This window comes from Epilithonimonas zeae, assembly GCF_023278365.1.
Taxonomy (GTDB): domain Bacteria; phylum Bacteroidota; class Bacteroidia; order Flavobacteriales; family Weeksellaceae; genus Epilithonimonas; species Epilithonimonas zeae_A.
Map to the genome: position 1 here is coordinate 2,528,925 of NZ_CP075338.1, position 16,694 is coordinate 2,545,618.

Sequence of the window (16,694 nt, forward strand, 5' to 3'; positions counted from 1 at the left end):
GATGAAGAAAACAGACATCTGCACCATAGAACATTCAAAAATCGTTCTTAACAACGACATTATTTTTGAAACCCCCACTGAAAACTTTTCAGACTTTGCTAAAGAAGCTTACAAAAATTTAGAATTAAATTATCCTAAATTTCATAAAATGGATAACTTAAGCAAACTCGCTTTTCTTGCTTCTGAAATGATTTTGAAAGACGAAGACCACAGCAGAACAGCTTTGGTTTTTGCCAACAGATCATCAAGTTTGGACACTGATTTTAAATATCAGGAAAGCATTAATTCTCAGGAAAATTATTTTCCGAGTCCCGCGGTTTTTGTCTATACTTTACCGAATATTTGTGTAGGTGAAATCAGCATCAAACACAAACTGCAGACAGAGAATGCTTTTTTTGTGTTGGACGAATTTGATGAAGAATTTTTAAACAATTACTCGGAACAGATTTTGCAGTCTGGGAAAGCCGAAAAAGTATTGTGCGGATGGGTAGAGCTCTATCAGGAAAGTTATAATGCTTTCGTATATTTGCTAAACAAGTAAAAATTAAACTATAATATAAAGTGTATCGGACAAGAATTTATACACTGACAAATAAAAAATTATGAGCGACTTAAAATTAGAATTAAAAAACAAAATCGTAGATGTTCTTAACCTGGAAGATGTTGCTGTAGAAGACATCAAAGACAACGATCCGCTTTTCGGGGGTGGTCTTGGATTGGATTCTATCGACGCTTTGGAATTAATCGTTCTTCTTGAAAAGGAATACGGAATCAAATTATCTGACCCGAAAAAAGGGAAAGAAATCTTCCAATCTATTGAAGTAATGGCGAAATTCATTGAAGAAAATCGTACAAAATAATTTAATATACCAATGCATCAATTTAGCAGTCTAGCAATTGGTAAACTGTTATATCGATACAATGTTACATTTTGTAGAAGATGGGTCAAAAAATTGCCATAACAGGAATGGGCATCATCTCCGCGATTGGAAACAATGTGGAGGAAAATTTGAGGTCGCTGACAAATGGAAAACACGGAATTTCAGACATTAGTCTGTTTGAAACGCGCCATTCCGGAAAAATAAAAACCGGCGAAATCAAATTATCTAATGAAGAATTGGTGCAAAAACTTCAGTTAAATGAAGATAATAATGCGACAAGAACATCTTTATTAGGAATGATTGCCGCCAAAGAAGCTGTAGAAAGTGCCGGAATTTCCGACATTAATGAGTATAAAACTGGATTCATTTCTTCAACAAGCGTTGCAGGAATGGATGTTACCGAAAAATATTTCTACTCTTACGAAGACTTTCCTGAAAAGCAAAAATATATTGACGCACACGATGCCGGAAATTCATCTTTGCTGATTGCGGATTATCTGGGTTTGAAAGGTATGGTTTCGACCATCAGTACAGCTTGTTCATCTGCAGCCAATGCTATTATGATGGGCGCAAAATTGATTAAAAGCGGCATTTTGGATCGCGTAATTGTTGGCGGAACAGATTCTCTTTCAAAATTTACTTTAAATGGTTTCAACACATTGATGATTCTGACGGATTCCTACAACACGCCTTTTGACAACAATAGAAAAGGTCTGAATCTCGGTGAAGCAGCAGCTTTCATCGTTTTGGAATCTGATGAAATTGTGAAAAAAGAAAACAAAAAAGTTCTGGGCTATCTTTCTGGATACGGAAATGCCAACGATGCACATCATCAAACGGCTTCTTCGGAAAACGGACAAGGTGCTTTTTTGGCGATGGGAAAAGCATTGAAAATTTCTGGCTTAGATAAAGAAAACATCGATTACATCAACGTCCACGGAACTGCAACTCCGAATAATGATTTGTCAGAAGGTATTGCAATGATCCGAATTTTTGGAGAAAATAAAGTTCCGGAATTCAGTTCTACTAAAGCTTTTACAGGTCATACTTTGGCTGCAGCGGCGGGAATTGAAGCGGTTTATTCGTTATTGGCCATTCAAAACAATCTTATTTTTCCGAATCTGAATTTTAAAAATAAAATGGAAGAATTTGATTTAACGCCTGTGACTGAGCTCAAAGAGAAAAATATTAACCACGTTCTTTCCAATTCGTTTGGCTTTGGAGGAAATTGTTCAACCTTAATTTTTTCAAAATCGTGAGCGCAGTTTACATCAACAGTGTAGCCTGCATCTCGGTTCAGGACACTTTAAACGAAAATTTTTTCCAAAACCTTAAGCCTGAAAATTCATCTCAGGTTTTAAAAGCGATCGAACCCAATTACAAAGAATTCATTCCACCCGCAGCAAGTAGAAGAATGTCTAAAACTGTAAAAATGAGTTCTGTGGCTTCACAATATGCTTTGAAAGAAGCCGGAATTGAAAATCCTGATGCGATCATTGTTGGAACCGGAATGGGCTGTTCTCAGGATTCTGAAAAATTTCTGAAAAATGTGATTGAAAATAATGAAGAGTTTTTGACGCCGACCTATTTTATTCAATCTACTCATAATACGGTTTCTGGGCAGATTGCCTTAGGTTTGCAGTGTCACGCGTACAATTTCACTTATGTGAATACGTCTTCGTCTTTGGAATTTTCGATGTTAGATGCGAAGCTTCAAATCAATGATGGCGAAGCAGAAAATGTCTTGGTTGGTTCTACAGACGAACAAACCGAACGAACGATGAAATTGTACAAACTCAACAATACCATTAAAAAAGAAGACAATCTTCCGGCTGCTTATCTGAATTCGACATCAGAAGGCGTGATTTGGGGTGAAGGAGCTAGCTTTTTTGTATTAGGAAAGGATAAAACTGACACTTCCTATGCTCAGCTGACGGATATTAAAATCTGTAATAAATTAGAATTAACAGAAACCCGACAATTCATTGGAGATTTTTTAGTTAAAAATAATTTGAAAAATGATGAAATTGATACTGTGATTTTAGGTTTCAGTGGAGATTCTGAATCTGATCGTTATTACAAAAATGCTTCTGAATTATTCCAAAATTCATCACAACTATACTACAAACATTTGAGCGGAGAATTCAATACAGCAAGTGGATTTTCAACATTTATGGCTTGCCATATTCTTAAAAATCAAGAGATTCCGGAAGTGATGATGATTAATTCTGTGAAGAAGAAAGAACTGAAAAATATTTTGCTTTATAATCATCTTGGTGGGAACGACCATAGTCTGGTTTTGCTGAAGAAAGCTTAAACAATGCTTAGATGAAACATTATTCATTCATCCTACTTTATCTTTTTTGGAACATCTTCGTTTATGTTTTCAATGGAAGTATTTGGATGTACGTTTTCTGTTTCATTCTCTTTTCAGCAACGGTTGTTTGGGGTTCTTTTGATATTCAATTAAAATATTTTATTAATTCTATCACTCAAAAAAAAACAAAAATCAAGGAGGTTGCACTGACTTTTGACGATGGACCAACAGAATTTACTCCGAAATTTTTAGATATATTAAAAGAAAATAACATCAAAGCAACGTTTTTCTGCATCGGAAAACAGATTGAAAAATTTCCGGAAACATTTCAAAGAATCATTGCGGAAGGTCATATAATAGGAAATCACACTTATTCCCATTCCAATAACACTGGATTTTTATCGAGTCCAAAAATGATTGAGGAAATTGAAAAATGTGATGAAGTAATTTTCAGAATTGGAAATATTAAAACCAATTTGTACCGACCACCATTTGGAGTCACCAATCCGAATATTGCAAAAGCCATCAGCAAAACTCAGAAAAAAAGTATCGGCTGGAATGTCCGTTCGCTTGATACTGTGATTGATAATGAGAAAAAAATTTATCACAGAATTACTAAGAATCTGAAACCAGGAAGTATCATTCTTCTCCACGACACATCTGAGAAAACCTACCTCGTTTTGGTCGAATTATTGCTATTTTTGAAACGTGAAAATTATTCAACTTTTCGGTTGATTCAATGATTAATTCTACAAATAATGATTAAGAATATAGCTTTAGGCACATTTTTATTAATTTCAGGTTTCTTTTTTGGGCAAAATACAACAATGTCCGCAGCAGAATCAAAAGCGTTCGTTTCCAAAATTTCTTCTGAAACCAGAAATATAAAGACATTACAAAGTGATTTTACTCAAACTAAAAAGATGGATTTTTTGGACAAAAGTATCGTGACTTACGGTAAAATGTCTCTGAAATCTCCGAACACTTTAAGCTGGAAATACACAAAACCTTATCAATATAGCATTATTTTCAAGGATAACAAAATCTTCATCAACGACCAAGGAAAAAAAACTTCGGTTGATGCCAAGAGCAAAACCTTTGAAAAAATCAACAAGCTGATTGTTGGAAGTTCAAACGGACAGATGTTCAGTGATCCGGAATTTTCTGTAACTTATTTCAAAAATACGAATTACAATATTGCCAAATTCACCCCGAAATCTGCTCAGTTATTAAAATACATCAAACAAATTGAACTACAGTTTCCAAAAGATGAATCCACAGTTTCGCAAGTGAATATGACAGAAGCTTCCGGTGACACAACCAACATTGTTTTCAAAAACACCAAAATCAATGCGCCGATTTCTGCTTCAGAGTTTTCTTTATAGTCTGATTTTTTTATGGTTTGTTTCGTGCAAAACCTACAAGCTGACAGACATAAAATCTGTTCAAAATTCTGAAACAACGGTTGAAAATCTCTATTTTTCGTCGAACGAAGATTATGTTTATAAATGCCAGATGGATATTTATAATAATCACGTCAGCGGAATTTTAATTATTAAAAAGATCAGCCAAACAACACATCGCGTCGTAATGACGTCGGATTTTGGTAATAAACTGATTGATTTTGAGATTGCTGATCAAGATTTTAAACTAATTTACGTTCTTCCTGATCTGGATAAAAAATTGGTGATTAATTTCCTTAAAAATAATTTTCAAAGATTATTGAAAAGAGAATATCCTGTAACAGAAAGTTTTGAAGACGACAATTCTAAAATTTATCTCTCCAAAGTTGACAATCAATCTTTTTATTTGTTCTATAACAAGAATAATTCTCTATTGAAAAAAGTGGTTTATACGAAGAACAATAAGGAAAAAATCGATTTTACTTTTGATGCGAAAAAACATATCTTCGCAGATAGTATTGATTTGCAACACAAAGATTTCAATATCAACATCAAACTATTTCAAATCACGGATACCGAATAATTATGCAGAGCATTCTTAATGATTTTTACGCTGTTACCTCTCACGAAAAAACTGAAAAAGGTTTTACAGCTAATATTACGTTAAACAAAGACCATCAAATTTTCAATGGACATTTCCCTGGAAATCCGGTAACTCCAGGTGTTTGTATGATGCAGATTGTGAAAGATTTAACGGAAGAATTTACCAATTCTAAACTGTTCCTAAAATCGGCTTCTAATGTTAAGTTTATGGCCATCATTAATCCATTTGAAACGCCGGATTTGGTTTTAGAATTAGACATCAACGAGAACGAAGACGAAATAAAAGTTAAAAACACCACTACTTTTGGCGAAACTATTGCATTGAAATTATCAGTTACCTATAAAAAAATATAGTTATGAAACTGATGTTATCTCTATTTGCAGCTTTTGTTATGTTGTTTCAATCTTCTGATTTGGAAACTTTGAGAGACAGTTACGCAGTTGCCAATCAATCCAAAGAAAATGCTAAAAACTTCATAGAAATTGCTGACAAAAAAACATCTTCTGACCCTGTAATCTCAGGCTACAAAGCAGCAGCCAAAGTTTTAGAAGCTAAAGTGACGACCGATGGAAAAAGAAAAGCGCTTGTAAAATCTGGAGCAACCACTCTGGAAAGCTTAATAAAAAGTAATCCGAACAATACGGAATTAAGATTAATAAGACTAAGTGTTCAGGAAAATGTTCCGAAAATTGTGGGCTATTATAAGAATCTAAAAGAAGATAAAGAATTCGTCCTCAGCAATTACAGCAAACAAAATTCTGCACTGAAAAGCTATATCAAAAAATTTGCTGCCCAATCCAAAACAATGACCACAGCAGAAAAAGCGACTTTAAAATAAAACAATGACCATCTCCGAAGTACAAAATGCAATTTCTGAAAAGAAAATATGCGTTTTAATACCGACTTACAATAACGAAAAAACTCTAATAAGAGTGATCGAAGGTGTTTTGGATTACACCGAAAATATTATTGTAATTAATGATGGTTCGACAGATTCTACTTCGGAAATCCTTAAAAATTATCATCAAATCACAGTCGTTTCTTTACCCGAAAACAAAGGGAAAGGAAACGGTTTGAAAATCGGTTTCAGAAAAGCTCAGGAATTGGGTTATCATTATGCGATAACCATTGATTCTGATGGGCAGCATTATCCGGATGATATTCCTGTTTTCGTAGAAGCTTTGCTTATTGAAAAAGAAGATGTTCTGCTGATTGGAAACCGAAATATGTCACAAGACGGAATTCCCAGAAAAAGTAGTTTCGGCAACAATTTTTCCAACTTTTGGTTTTGGTTTGAGACAGGAATTAAGTTACAAGATACACAATCCGGCTACCGCCTTTATCCTTTAAAAAAGATTCCGAAAAAATATTTCACGCCTAAATTTGAGTTTGAAATTGAAATCATCGTGAGAACAGCCTGGAAGCATGTTCCTGTAAAGAATGTTCCTGTCAAAGTACTTTATGATCCTGCGGAAAGAGTCTCGCATTTCCGACCGTTTCGGGACTTTACAAGAATCAGTATTCTGAATACTATTTTGGTTTTCATTACCATTTTCTACATTATTCCGAGAAATTTTTTCAGGAATTTCAAAAAAAAAAGTCTTAGAAAATTCATAAAAGAAGATGTTCTGGAAAGCGACGGCAGCAACCGAATCAAAGCGTTTTCCATTGCGCTTGGAACCTTCATTGGTTTATCTCCGTTTTGGGGATTTCAGACGTTGATTGTCATTTCTTTAGCAGTCGTTTTTAAACTGAATAAAGTATTGGCTTTTGTATTTTCAAATGTTAGTTTGCCACCTTTCATTCCGTTTATTATTGCAGCTTCTTTGTTTATCGGAGCGCCGTTTGTGAGTGGAGAAAGCGATTTTCTGAATCACGATTTAAATTTCGAATTGGTAAAAAACAATCTGCTGCAATATGTGATTGGGAGTTTTATTCTTGCGACTACTGTTGCCACAATTTTCGGATTGGGATTTTATTTTTTCCTGAATAAAGTGAATCCGGACAAACCTTAATTTAATTTCTTTAAGGTTTTCTTCAAGTATTTCTCTACATTTTCTTTATCTGGAACTGTTGTGATTTCCTTTGTCAATGCCATTTCAAATTCAACTTTAGCTTTAGAATATTCTTTTTGTTTGAAATAATATTTTCCGGCTAAATAATATCCCAACCAAAAATCAGGATTCAAAGATTGGTATTCTTTAGTAAAATCTTCACTCAACAAAACATCATCTTTTTCAATTGCTGAAATAATCTCTGATTGCATCAATTTATAAATCTCATAATTTTCAAATTCCTGAGAATCGATAAAAGGGTCTTTTGCGATATTCAGTTCTGACTTGGCAAATTTTCCATTTTGCAAACGTTTATCAGAAAAAATTTCATTCAAATCATAACAAACAAATTCTCCCAGTTGATAAGGATTTGAAGAAACCCAAACCAATTTTTTCTCTGGCGAAAAAATTACAGCGTGATGTGCTAAAAGCTGATTAAGCGCTTTCTCATTTCCATAACCTATTTTCTCTCCTTTAAGACCCGATTTATCTCTTAAAATTGAGGCCATTTTTTCTGGATTGAGCTTTTGATTTTCCTGCAAAAGCTCTTGCAATTTTTCATAGCGGTATTCCGAATGGCTTTCTACAATATGTTTTTGATTTCGTTTATCGTCTTTATAAGCTTCAGATTGAAAATGATTCGTGCAGAAAATTTTATTTGAGTTTTCAACTTTATAAACACCAAAATTATCCGGAGAAACTTCAATAATCACAGCATTTTTATCATTCGCACTTCCGACTAAAATCGATTCAGAAACAAAAACTCTCCGCTTTTTTGCAATCGCGATAGCTTCATCAATATTTCTAGCATATTGAAGAATTTCTCTAGTCACAAGAGAAATCGGTGTTTTTGCCGTCAACGGAATTTTTGATTTTCCTGCATTGATTGTCACTGTAATTCCTTCTTTATTCATTCCGGAGACTACACCAATCATTCCGGGCCAGCTAACTGACATATAAGGAATTCCGTTTTCTGGTTCTACAAATTCGATGAGTTTATTTTTAGCAAATTCGTCGCCCACATAGAAATCGAAGTTCCGTCCAATCAACAGATCGCCATCTTCTGAGTTTTCATTCCAAACGGCAAGAGAAGAGCATCCAACCATCATCAAATCCTGCATCGCGTGGCCGATATCGTGCGCGCCGTGCAGATACATACTTCTCAAGAATTTGGGCGCAATAAAATCATATTTATCCGATGAATATTGAGATAATCCGTACAATTCAGCCTGATAATCATCACGGACATTCAGGTACATTTTCCGATTATACCATTTTAAAAAACCTCGCAATAATTTTTGTTTGAATTTTGAGGGCACAAAACCTTCAACCTTGGAAAAGAAAATCTCTTCCTGTTTCTGCATCAGATCTTGTGTCAATGCACCATTATTGTAACCTAACTGCAAAGGATTTCCTTTGATGTAAAGCTCCCAAAGCTGTTGTTTATTTTTTGTTAAATAATTTTGACTGAAGCTAAAAGTTGAATCATTGATTTTGTTAACCTCCGGAATTTCAAGAGAATATTGTTTAATATCCGGAACGTGACGAACAGACTTGGAAGTTCCACAGGCAGTGAGATTCAGAATTAATAAAAAATATAGTAATGCTTTTTTCATCAATTCTTATTTAGAGCTTGCATCAAACGTTCGTCTAAAACTTCTTTCCCAATAATCTCCGAACAAGTTACAAATGCGCCAATCGTTACGCCCAAAATGCCGTGCATATTAACGGTTTGACCTGTCAATAGAAGATTCGGAATTTTTGTTTTGGCAGAAAAAACGGTTTTCAACGGATTGTGAGAATCTTTTACATAACCGTAGATTCCGCCTTCGTAACAGCCGATATAATCACGATATGATAATGGACTTGAAGTATAAATCTCTTCTACCGAATCTAAAATATAAGGATGCTTTTCAGCCATTTTCTGAATCAGAATTTTAGCTTTTTCACTTTTAAATTCTTCGTATGCTTTACCTCTATCTTCGCTTTCAGCAACGGTATTTTGTGTTTTTTCCCATTCTTTAACCTCATCAAAATTCATATAAGCAAGAGCAGTAAGACTTTCGGCAAAATCTGGATTATGCTTGGATTGTGTGGCGGAAAGCATATACCATTCCGGCCAATTTTCAGTTGATGAAGAACTAGCATTCCAGACTTTTTCTATGGAAGAATAATTATAAAAGTTGCAATTGAAATAAGGTAATGAGTTATCTTTCAATCTGATATAAACCGAAAAACAAGACACAACCGGTTCCAAATCATTAACACGATTGAGATAAGATTTCTTCAACTTGTCTTCTCCAATAAGTTCTACTGTTCTTCGGATATCGATATTAGAAATAAACTGTTTTGCGAAGAATCGTTTCCCACATTTGGTTTCAACAGCTTTCAGATGATTTTCGTTATAAATAAATTGGCAAACTTCAGAATGTTTATAAACTTCAGCACCGTGTTTTCTGAGTTCTCTGATTAATAATTTTGTGATCTGACTTCCGCCATTGATGCATTTGAAAGCACTTTCGATGTAAGAATTGACCGTGAGTGCGTGAACATACAAAGGCGTTTTCTCTCCAACTCCTGCATATAGAAAATTAGAACCTGCCAAAACAGCTCTCAACTTTTCGTTTGAAGTGACAGAATCTATAAAATCTTTAGCATTAGTGTAAAGAATTTCGTCACTATACTTTTCTTTTCTGTAAAGGCTGTAACGTGGAAACTGAGCGCAAACTTCCTGAATTCCATCACAATACTTGATGATATTTTCTTTTTCCTCAGGGAAAAATTTGGAAAGTTGCTCCACGAAATTGTCATAACCTTGAGAATGTGGATACTCTAAATCATCATTATCGAAAGTGATTTTATCAAAGCCATTTTCGTCCAGTTTTTTCAGATTCAAACCGCTCATTATTCCGAGGTACGTGAAATATTGATTGAGATTTTGACCTTCTGACAATCCACCCAAATAATGAACACCTGTATCAAAAATAAGCTTGTCTCTGGAAAAAGTTTGCAGATTACCTCCGTATTGATTGTTCTTTTCCAACACGCACACTTTCAGACCTTCTTTCGCCAAAATAAGCGCCGAAACAAGACCTCCTAAACCGCTTCCGATAACCAATATGTCGTATTCTTTTTCCAATTTAGCTTTTTCTGGTTATTAATTTTTAGCGTTGAATCGCGTGCAGCCCGACTTGAGCGGAAATCCTTTTTGTTTTTTTGCTAAAAAATAAAAAGATTGGGAGCGGAAGGCGGATTAAGCTGCCATAAAAATATTGAAAATTAATCAATATCGTCCCAAAAGTCAAAGTAATTGAACCACTGGAGCGGATATTTTTTGAGCATCGTTTCCAGATTTTGAACATATGAATTGAGTAAGCCCTGAGAATCGCGGTTTTTGATGTTCTGAGCCACTCTTGCGTACAAGTGATAATGAAGATTTTTTTCCTTCATCACATAAACATAAACAACGGGAACACCCAGTCTGGATGCAATGAGAAACGGGCCAGCGGGAAATTTGGCGGTTTTACCTAACAATTCTACTTCAAGAAATTTGGAACCTTCGAAATAACGATCGCCCGTGAAACAAATCAATTCGTTGTTTGACAAAGCCTGATTGATGTCGAAAATGTGCGACATATCGTCTTTGACATAGATGAATTTGATATTGCTTTTTTTAATTGCAACGCTATCCAAGTATTCTTTTATGATGGTAACTTCCTGATCTGTAGTAACTAAATTAATCTGCGCATCAAAATCGATATCTGCAAAAAAGTGTTCTGCAATCTCAAAATTACCGATATGTGCGCTGATCAAAACGCCTCCTTTTTTTTCGTTGAGAAGGTTTTTGAGATTTTCTATTCCGTCAAATTCATAAGTAAATCGGTTTCGTAAACCTACTGAAATGGCCGTTTTATCAATCAAAACTTTTCCGAAAACAAAGTAACTTTTGAAAACAGACAGTTTCGACTTCCAGAAACTATAACCTAATCTTTTTGTGAAATAGTAAGAAATGTATTGGTTGCTCTTCTTAAGAAACAAGAAGTAATAAGTTGCTACAAAATACAGTACAAAATATGAACTGCGGACGCCAAGATTCTTGATGCTCCAAACGAAAATCCTGTAACCGAGTATCGTTCCTTTGGATTTACCTTTCCATTTGTTCATATAATGATGTTTACCAATTTATCCGAAATATTGGTATATCGTTGAATTTATTAATTATGCTACTTTTTCAGAAATTTTGGTTTCTATCGTATCATAAAAATCATCGAAAGTAACAACTTTTTTGAAGTCGGCTTCGCCTAATTTCACTCCGAAATTAGACTCAATCACCACAACCATATCGATATAGTCCAGACTGTCTAAGCCCAGTGTTTCCTTAAAATTGGCATCGTTAACGATATCATCGCGATCGACCTCAAACTCATTGACAAGAAAATCATTAACAACCGTAACAATTTTTTCTCTTTCCATAGTGTTTTTAAACAAATTTTTTAACAATTAGTGACGAATTGGTTCCTCCAAAACCAAAAGAATTCGACAAAAATACGTCAATTTTTTGATTTTTTGTTTCTGAGATCAAATTTATCTTTTTTGCGTCATCGTCCGGATTTTCGAGATTGATATTCGGAGCGATAAAATCATTCTGCATCATTAGAATTGAATAAATAATCTCACTTGCACCAGCCATCCAACATTCATGACCTGTCATAGATTTGGTAGAACTTACAGGAATTTCATTACCGAAAATTTCATAAATCGCTTTGGCTTCGTTAGCGTCGCCTAAAGGTGTAGACGTTGCGTGAGCATTGATATAATCAATATCTTTCGCTGATAATCCAGCTTGATTCAGAGATCTTTCCATTGCCAAAGCCGGTCCGTCCACATTAGGTGTAGAGATATGTCCGCCATTGGATGAGAAACCGTAACCGACAATTTCTGCAATGATGTTTGCGCCTCGTCTTTGCGCAGATTCCAGACTTTCTACAATCAAAGTTGCTGCACCGCCACTCGGAATCAGTCCATCTCTTCCGGAATCAAATGGCCTTGAGGCTTTTGCAGGTTCGTCTTCTCTTACCGAAAAAACGCCTAATCCGTCAAAACTTGCCATTGAATATTTGTTGGTTTCCTGTGCGCCTCCACAAACCACAACATCTTGCATTCCATTCTTAATCAACAGATAAGCTAACCCTAAAGAATGGGATCCACTGGCACAAGCTGCGCTAATGGTCAGGTTAATTCCCCTTAATTTAAAAATTGTGGAAAGGTTCATTGTGACGGTGGAATTCATTGATTTGAAAATCGCACCCGAACCCATCAAAGTTGTATCTTTTTTCTCTCTTACAATATCAGTTGCCTCGATAACTGCCTGAGAAACACTATCATTACCATAAAGAATTCCTACTTCATTAGCATCCAGAAAATCCTGTTCGATACCGGCTTGTTTCAACGCATCGATGGTTGCCAGATAAGCATATTCGCTTTCCTCGCCCATACTGATACGTTGTCTCCTGTTGAGAAGACTTTTGAGATCCGGCTTCGGAACACTTCCTGTCAAACCCGATCTATATCCAAACTCTTTTCTATCCTGATCCAGAACAATTCCGGATTTACCCTCATAGAGTGACTTCTTTACCTCTTCCAAAGAAATCCCAATACAGGAATAAATTCCCATTCCGGTAATCACAACTCTATTTTCCATTTTTTCAAATTTAACAATGTATCAGCCTAACAATGTAACAATTTTAAATATTGGTAAATTATACATCGTTATATTGCTACATTAAATTTAAGAATAGATTCCTCCGTTAATATTAATCACTTCGCCGGTAATGTAAGATGATTTTTTTGATGCTAAGAATGCTACCAAATCTGCCACCTCTTCTGCTTCTCCAAACCGGTTTGCCGGAATCATTACTTTCAATTCATTCTCATCAAAATCCTGGGTCATATCGGTTTTGATAAAACCTGGCGCCACTGCATTAACTGTAATATTCCTCTTAGCAATCTCTTGAGCCAAAGCTTTCGTCGCACCAATTACCGCTGCTTTTGCTGCCGAATAATTGGTTTGCCCTGCTGTTCCCTTCACTCCGGAAACAGAAACCATATTGATGATTCTGCCATATTTGTTACGCAACAATTTCTGAATAAAGAAATTAGTCACATTGAAAAAACCATTTAAACTGGTGTTGACAACATTGTTCCAATCCTCGTGTTTCATCCACATAAACAACCCGTCTCTTGTGATCCCTGCATTATTGACAATAACTTCAACTACAGAGTCCGGATTTTTTTCCTGCCAATTTCCAAGAACCGATTGTACTTCTTCAGCATTTCCTACATCAAATTTAAGAATTTCCCCAGTAGAACCCAATTCTTTAACGCTTTGTAAAGTTTCCTCTGCAGCAGACTTATTGGAAGTATAATTAATCAAAATATGATAGTTCTTTTCTTCTGCAAGTTTCAAGCAGATCGCTCTACCAATTCCTCTGGAACCTCCAGTTACGATTGCACATTTCATAATCCTCTTCTATTAATTTGATTATTGATGTAACGCTTCGGTTTTCATCAGATATTCTTTTACTTTTTGCAAATATGGATACATCACCATATCATCAGAAAAAGCCGGAATTATTTTTCTAATCTCGTCATACAATTCTTTTGTTGAAGATGAAATCCTGTCTTGAAAACCAAGATATTCAATGGCTTGAACAATGGTAATTAACTCAATTGATAATACTTCGAAAGCATTTTCTATCACTTTTCTACAGATTACTGCCGCATTGGTTCCCATACTTACAACATCCTGATTATCATTATTGTTAGGAATACTATGAACGTACATTGGATTCGACAACATCTGGCTTTCCGCCGTTGTAGAAGTTGCCGTGAACTGAACACCTTGCATACCGAAGTTGAAACCTAATTTCCCCAAATTTACAAATGGAGGAAAGATTTCATTGATTTTAGAATTCAAAAGATAGTTCAATTGTCTTTCTGCTAACATTGTCAGTTTTGTAACAACAATTTTCAGCTTGTCCATTTCCAAGGAAATATAATCCCCGTGGAAATTACCGCCGTGATAAACGTGTTGATCATCAACATTGATAATCGGATTATCATTAGCAGAATTGATCTCGTTTTCAAGTACATTTTCTGTATATTGCAACGTGTCCAGAACCGGTCCCAAGATCTGAGGAACACATCTTAACGAATAATATTCCTGAACTTTTTCTTTGAAAACTTTATTCTGCTCCTCAAAGCTCGTATATAAGTGGTCTTCTCTTTTTCTAATTAACTTACTATCAGATAAATAATCTCGCATTTTCTCAGCAACCTTTTGTTGTCCGAGATGCTTTTTAGTTGCATTCAAAGATTCTGAAAAATGGTCATCGTAAGCCTGAACCAATTCATTGATTGCGCAAGATAATTTAATAGAGATATCAGTTAGTTGATTGGCTTTATATGCATTTACGATCCCGATTCCTGACATCACAGAAGTTCCGTTCATCAAGGCCAAACCCTCACGGATCTCGACTTTTATTGGTTCTAATCCTAATTCTGCAAAAACATCTTTTGTTGATCTTCTTTCGTTGTTATAAAAAACTTCACCTTCGCCAATAAGAACCAAAGCCAAGTGTGCCAACTGAACCAAATCACCACTTGCACCAACACCGCCGTGCTCGAAAATCAAGGGTGTAATATCTCTGTTAATTAATTCTTTAAGCAAATTCACAACGGAATCGTGAACGCCAGAATGTCCTAATGACAAAACATTCAGTCTTGCCAACATACAAGCCTTAACTTCATCCGCTGGCAAAGTATTTCCGATACCCGAAGAATGGCTTCTTATCAAATTATACTGGAGCTGATGTGTATCGCTATCGTTGATTTTGAACTGTGCCATTGGCCCAAAACCAGTATTGACACCATAAATGACTTTGTTCTTTGAAAACTCTTTTAGAAATTGGAAACTGGCATTAACTCTTTGCAAAAGTGAATCATCCAACTCAACATTTTCATTTTCAATAATCACCCTTTGGAAATCCCGAATGCTTAAATGGTTGCTAATTTTCATTAATTATAGGAATAAAAGACAAATTTGGAATATAATTAAATATTTGTCATTAATTTTGCGCAAAGATAAAAGTTTTATTAAACAAATGAGTAAAGAATTTGTTGATGTTCTCGTAATTGGCGCAGGACCTTCGGGTTGTGTTTCCTCTGCATATCTGAAAAATAATAACATCAACGTCAAAGTTGTTGAAAAAACAAAATTCCCAAGACTGGTTGTTGGCGAGAGTTTGATTCCCCGCGTGATGGATCATTTTGAAGAAGCTGGATTGTTTCCGGCATTGGACAAAATGGGATTTGAGAAGAAATTGGGCGCTCGTTTTATGCGAGGTGATGAAGTTTGTATTTTCGATTTCAGCAACAAGTTTGGAGAAGGCTGGGACTGGACCTGGCAGGTTCCGAGAGCCGATTTTGACAATACCTTAGCTCAGGAAGTTATTAAAAAAGGAATCGATCTTGAATTCGAAACCGAAGTTGTTGGGATTGAGTTTAACGGAACTGATTCTATTACAACAGTCAAGAATAAAGACGGCGAAACCAAGGAAATCCACGCTAAATTTGTTATTGATTCCAGTGGTTATGGACGGGTTTTACCGAGACTTTTAGATTTAGAAAAACCTTCAAAGCTGTCTCCACACTCAGCGATTTTTTCTCACGTTAACGATATTAATAGAGAAGAAGGTGTTGAAGGCACTTTGATTTCTTTTGACATTATTGAAACTGAAGTCTGGCTTTGGGTCATTCCTTTTTCCAATGGCAATACAAGTTTGGGAATTGTTGGACCAACCGAATACATTGAAAATTTAATCGAAAACGGAGACATAGCAGCTGCATTAAGAAAAGCAATTTCTCTTTCTGACTATTATGTGAAGCGCTTTGGTGATGTAGAATTTCTATTTGAGCCGAGACATTTGAAAGATTATTCTTGTTCGGTAAAAAGTTTATTCGGAGACGGATTTGCTTTAACTGGAAATGCTTCAGAATTCCTGGATCCGGTTTTCTCATCCGGAATGGCTTTCGCAACAGAATCCGGAATGCTGGCTGCAAAATTAGCTTTAAGACAACTAAACGGCGAAACGATTGACTGGCAAAAAGAATATTCGGATTATATTCTATACGGCGTGAATGTTTTCACAACCTACGTGAAGGAATGGTACACAGGAAATCTTCAGGAATTATTTTTTCATCAACCCGAAAATCCTGATGTGAAAAGGAAAATCTGTGCAGTTCTCGCAGGTTATGTCTGGAACAAAAAGAATCCATTTGTGAGATTACACGATTCTGCAGTGATTAATCTTGCGAATTACATCAAAGTAGAAAAGCTCGAACAGCAATAGAAAAAGACCGCGATTGGCGGTCTTT

General features: G+C 35.4%; 18 protein-coding genes. 11 read left to right on the forward strand and 7 right to left on the reverse strand.

The annotated features are described in order from the left end of the window. Position 1: 1 nt before the first annotated feature. The 10 genes from KI430_RS11355 (at position 2) to KI430_RS11400 (ending at position 7,220) form a co-directional block, all read left to right on the forward strand. Positions 2-541, forward strand: a complete 540-nt coding sequence (locus tag KI430_RS11355; RefSeq protein ID WP_248874870.1) for a 3-oxoacyl-ACP synthase — start codon at positions 2-4, stop codon at positions 539-541. A gap of 61 nt (positions 542-602) precedes the next feature. After that, positions 603-860, forward strand: coding sequence for a phosphopantetheine-binding protein (locus KI430_RS11360; RefSeq protein WP_074236227.1), 258 nt, complete (start codon positions 603-605; stop codon positions 858-860). Positions 861-940: 80 nt separating this feature from the next. After that, positions 941-2,140 carry a beta-ketoacyl-[acyl-carrier-protein] synthase family protein gene (locus KI430_RS11365; RefSeq protein ID WP_248874872.1) on the forward strand — a complete coding sequence of 400 codons (1,200 nt, stop codon included), beginning with the start codon at positions 941-943 and terminating at the stop codon, positions 2,138-2,140. Beyond that, complete coding sequence (locus tag KI430_RS11370) at positions 2,110-3,198, forward strand: beta-ketoacyl synthase N-terminal-like domain-containing protein (RefSeq protein WP_317231429.1); 1,089 nt, start codon at positions 2,110-2,112, stop codon at positions 3,196-3,198. The genes KI430_RS11365 and KI430_RS11370 overlap by 31 nt, the downstream gene beginning before the upstream one ends. Positions 3,199-3,209: 11 nt before the next feature. Further along, positions 3,210-3,941, forward strand: a complete 732-nt coding sequence (locus tag KI430_RS11375) for a polysaccharide deacetylase family protein (protein ID WP_248874874.1) — start codon at positions 3,210-3,212, stop codon at positions 3,939-3,941. A 15-nt stretch (positions 3,942-3,956) separates the two neighbouring features. Next, a complete protein-coding gene (locus KI430_RS11380; RefSeq protein WP_248874876.1) occupies positions 3,957-4,583 on the forward strand; it encodes a LolA family protein in 627 nt (208 codons plus the stop codon). Continuing rightward, a complete protein-coding gene (locus KI430_RS11385) occupies positions 4,549-5,184 on the forward strand; it encodes a hypothetical protein (protein ID WP_248874878.1) in 636 nt (211 codons plus the stop codon). Before KI430_RS11380 ends, KI430_RS11385 begins: the two co-directional genes overlap by 35 nt. Positions 5,185-5,186: 2 nt before the next feature. Further along, positions 5,187-5,558, forward strand: a complete 372-nt coding sequence (locus tag KI430_RS11390) for a 3-hydroxyacyl-ACP dehydratase (RefSeq protein ID WP_248874880.1) — start codon at positions 5,187-5,189, stop codon at positions 5,556-5,558. A 2-nt stretch (positions 5,559-5,560) separates the two neighbouring features. Continuing rightward, positions 5,561-6,043 carry a hypothetical protein gene (locus tag KI430_RS11395; protein WP_248874882.1) on the forward strand — a complete coding sequence of 161 codons (483 nt, stop codon included), beginning with the start codon at positions 5,561-5,563 and terminating at the stop codon, positions 6,041-6,043. 4 nt (positions 6,044-6,047) lie between these two features. Beyond that, on the forward strand, positions 6,048-7,220 hold the full coding sequence (locus KI430_RS11400; protein ID WP_248874884.1) for a DUF2062 domain-containing protein: 1,173 nt from the start codon (positions 6,048-6,050) through the stop codon (positions 7,218-7,220). On the opposite strand, the gene KI430_RS11405 is transcribed toward KI430_RS11400, so the two are convergent. The 7 genes from KI430_RS11405 to hutH all read right to left on the reverse strand — a co-directional run bounded on the left by KI430_RS11405 (position 7,217) and on the right by hutH (position 15,336). After that, positions 7,217-8,875: a C45 family autoproteolytic acyltransferase/hydolase gene (locus KI430_RS11405; RefSeq protein WP_248874886.1), complete on the reverse strand. Its 1,659-nt coding sequence runs from the start codon at positions 8,873-8,875 to the stop codon at positions 7,217-7,219. The two genes, KI430_RS11400 and KI430_RS11405, sit on opposite strands and share 4 nt — an antisense overlap. After that, on the reverse strand, positions 8,875-10,398 hold the full coding sequence (locus KI430_RS11410; RefSeq protein WP_248874888.1) for a phytoene desaturase family protein: 1,524 nt from the start codon (positions 10,396-10,398) through the stop codon (positions 8,875-8,877). The genes KI430_RS11405 and KI430_RS11410 overlap by 1 nt, the downstream gene beginning before the upstream one ends. 140 nt (positions 10,399-10,538) lie before the next feature. After that, complete coding sequence (locus KI430_RS11415; RefSeq protein ID WP_248874890.1) at positions 10,539-11,423, reverse strand: lipid A biosynthesis acyltransferase; 885 nt, start codon at positions 11,421-11,423, stop codon at positions 10,539-10,541. 54 nt (positions 11,424-11,477) lie between these two features. Next, a complete protein-coding gene (locus tag KI430_RS11420) occupies positions 11,478-11,732 on the reverse strand; it encodes an acyl carrier protein (RefSeq protein WP_116034323.1) in 255 nt (84 codons plus the stop codon). Positions 11,733-11,739: 7 nt separating this feature from the next. Then, positions 11,740-12,960 carry a beta-ketoacyl-[acyl-carrier-protein] synthase family protein gene (locus tag KI430_RS11425; RefSeq protein WP_248874892.1) on the reverse strand — a complete coding sequence of 407 codons (1,221 nt, stop codon included), beginning with the start codon at positions 12,958-12,960 and terminating at the stop codon, positions 11,740-11,742. An 87-nt stretch (positions 12,961-13,047) separates the two neighbouring features. After that, on the reverse strand, positions 13,048-13,779 hold the full coding sequence (fabG, locus tag KI430_RS11430; protein WP_248874894.1) for a 3-oxoacyl-ACP reductase FabG: 732 nt from the start codon (positions 13,777-13,779) through the stop codon (positions 13,048-13,050). A 21-nt stretch (positions 13,780-13,800) separates the two neighbouring features. After that, entirely contained in the window at positions 13,801-15,336 is a 1,536-nt protein-coding gene (hutH, locus tag KI430_RS11435) for a histidine ammonia-lyase (RefSeq protein ID WP_248874896.1), read from the reverse strand. Positions 15,337-15,421: 85 nt separating this feature from the next. Between hutH and KI430_RS11440 the strand changes: the two genes are divergently transcribed. Beyond that, positions 15,422-16,669, forward strand: a complete 1,248-nt coding sequence (locus KI430_RS11440; RefSeq protein ID WP_248874898.1) for an NAD(P)/FAD-dependent oxidoreductase — start codon at positions 15,422-15,424, stop codon at positions 16,667-16,669. The last annotated feature ends 25 nt before the right edge of the window (positions 16,670-16,694 follow it).

What these genes read in the sequence shown, in the direction of transcription:
- KI430_RS11390 (WP_248874880.1), top strand. Translation starts at nt 5,187, where the DNA reads ATGCAGAGCATTCTTAATGATTTTTACGCTGTTACCTCTCACGAAAAA.
- KI430_RS11375 (WP_248874874.1), top strand. Translation starts at nt 3,210, where the DNA reads ATGAAACATTATTCATTCATCCTACTTTATCTTTTTTGGAACATCTTC.
- KI430_RS11405 (WP_248874886.1), bottom strand. Translation starts at nt 8,875, where the DNA reads ATGAAAAAAGCATTACTATATTTTTTATTAATTCTGAATCTCACTGCC.
- KI430_RS11360 (WP_074236227.1), top strand. Translation starts at nt 603, where the DNA reads ATGAGCGACTTAAAATTAGAATTAAAAAACAAAATCGTAGATGTTCTT.
- KI430_RS11440 (WP_248874898.1), top strand. Translation starts at nt 15,422, where the DNA reads ATGAGTAAAGAATTTGTTGATGTTCTCGTAATTGGCGCAGGACCTTCG.
- KI430_RS11380 (WP_248874876.1), top strand. Translation starts at nt 3,957, where the DNA reads ATGATTAAGAATATAGCTTTAGGCACATTTTTATTAATTTCAGGTTTC.
- KI430_RS11385 (WP_248874878.1), top strand. Translation starts at nt 4,549, where the DNA reads ATGCGCCGATTTCTGCTTCAGAGTTTTCTTTATAGTCTGATTTTTTTA.
- fabG (WP_248874894.1), bottom strand. Translation starts at nt 13,779, where the DNA reads ATGAAATGTGCAATCGTAACTGGAGGTTCCAGAGGAATTGGTAGAGCG.
- KI430_RS11355 (WP_248874870.1), top strand. Translation starts at nt 2, where the DNA reads ATGAAGAAAACAGACATCTGCACCATAGAACATTCAAAAATCGTTCTT.
- hutH (WP_248874896.1), bottom strand. Translation starts at nt 15,336, where the DNA reads ATGAAAATTAGCAACCATTTAAGCATTCGGGATTTCCAAAGGGTGATT.
- KI430_RS11415 (WP_248874890.1), bottom strand. Translation starts at nt 11,423, where the DNA reads ATGAACAAATGGAAAGGTAAATCCAAAGGAACGATACTCGGTTACAGG.
- KI430_RS11365 (WP_248874872.1), top strand. Translation starts at nt 941, where the DNA reads ATGGGTCAAAAAATTGCCATAACAGGAATGGGCATCATCTCCGCGATT.
- KI430_RS11400 (WP_248874884.1), top strand. Translation starts at nt 6,048, where the DNA reads ATGACCATCTCCGAAGTACAAAATGCAATTTCTGAAAAGAAAATATGC.
- KI430_RS11425 (WP_248874892.1), bottom strand. Translation starts at nt 12,960, where the DNA reads ATGGAAAATAGAGTTGTGATTACCGGAATGGGAATTTATTCCTGTATT.
- KI430_RS11420 (WP_116034323.1), bottom strand. Translation starts at nt 11,732, where the DNA reads ATGGAAAGAGAAAAAATTGTTACGGTTGTTAATGATTTTCTTGTCAAT.
- KI430_RS11395 (WP_248874882.1), top strand. Translation starts at nt 5,561, where the DNA reads ATGAAACTGATGTTATCTCTATTTGCAGCTTTTGTTATGTTGTTTCAA.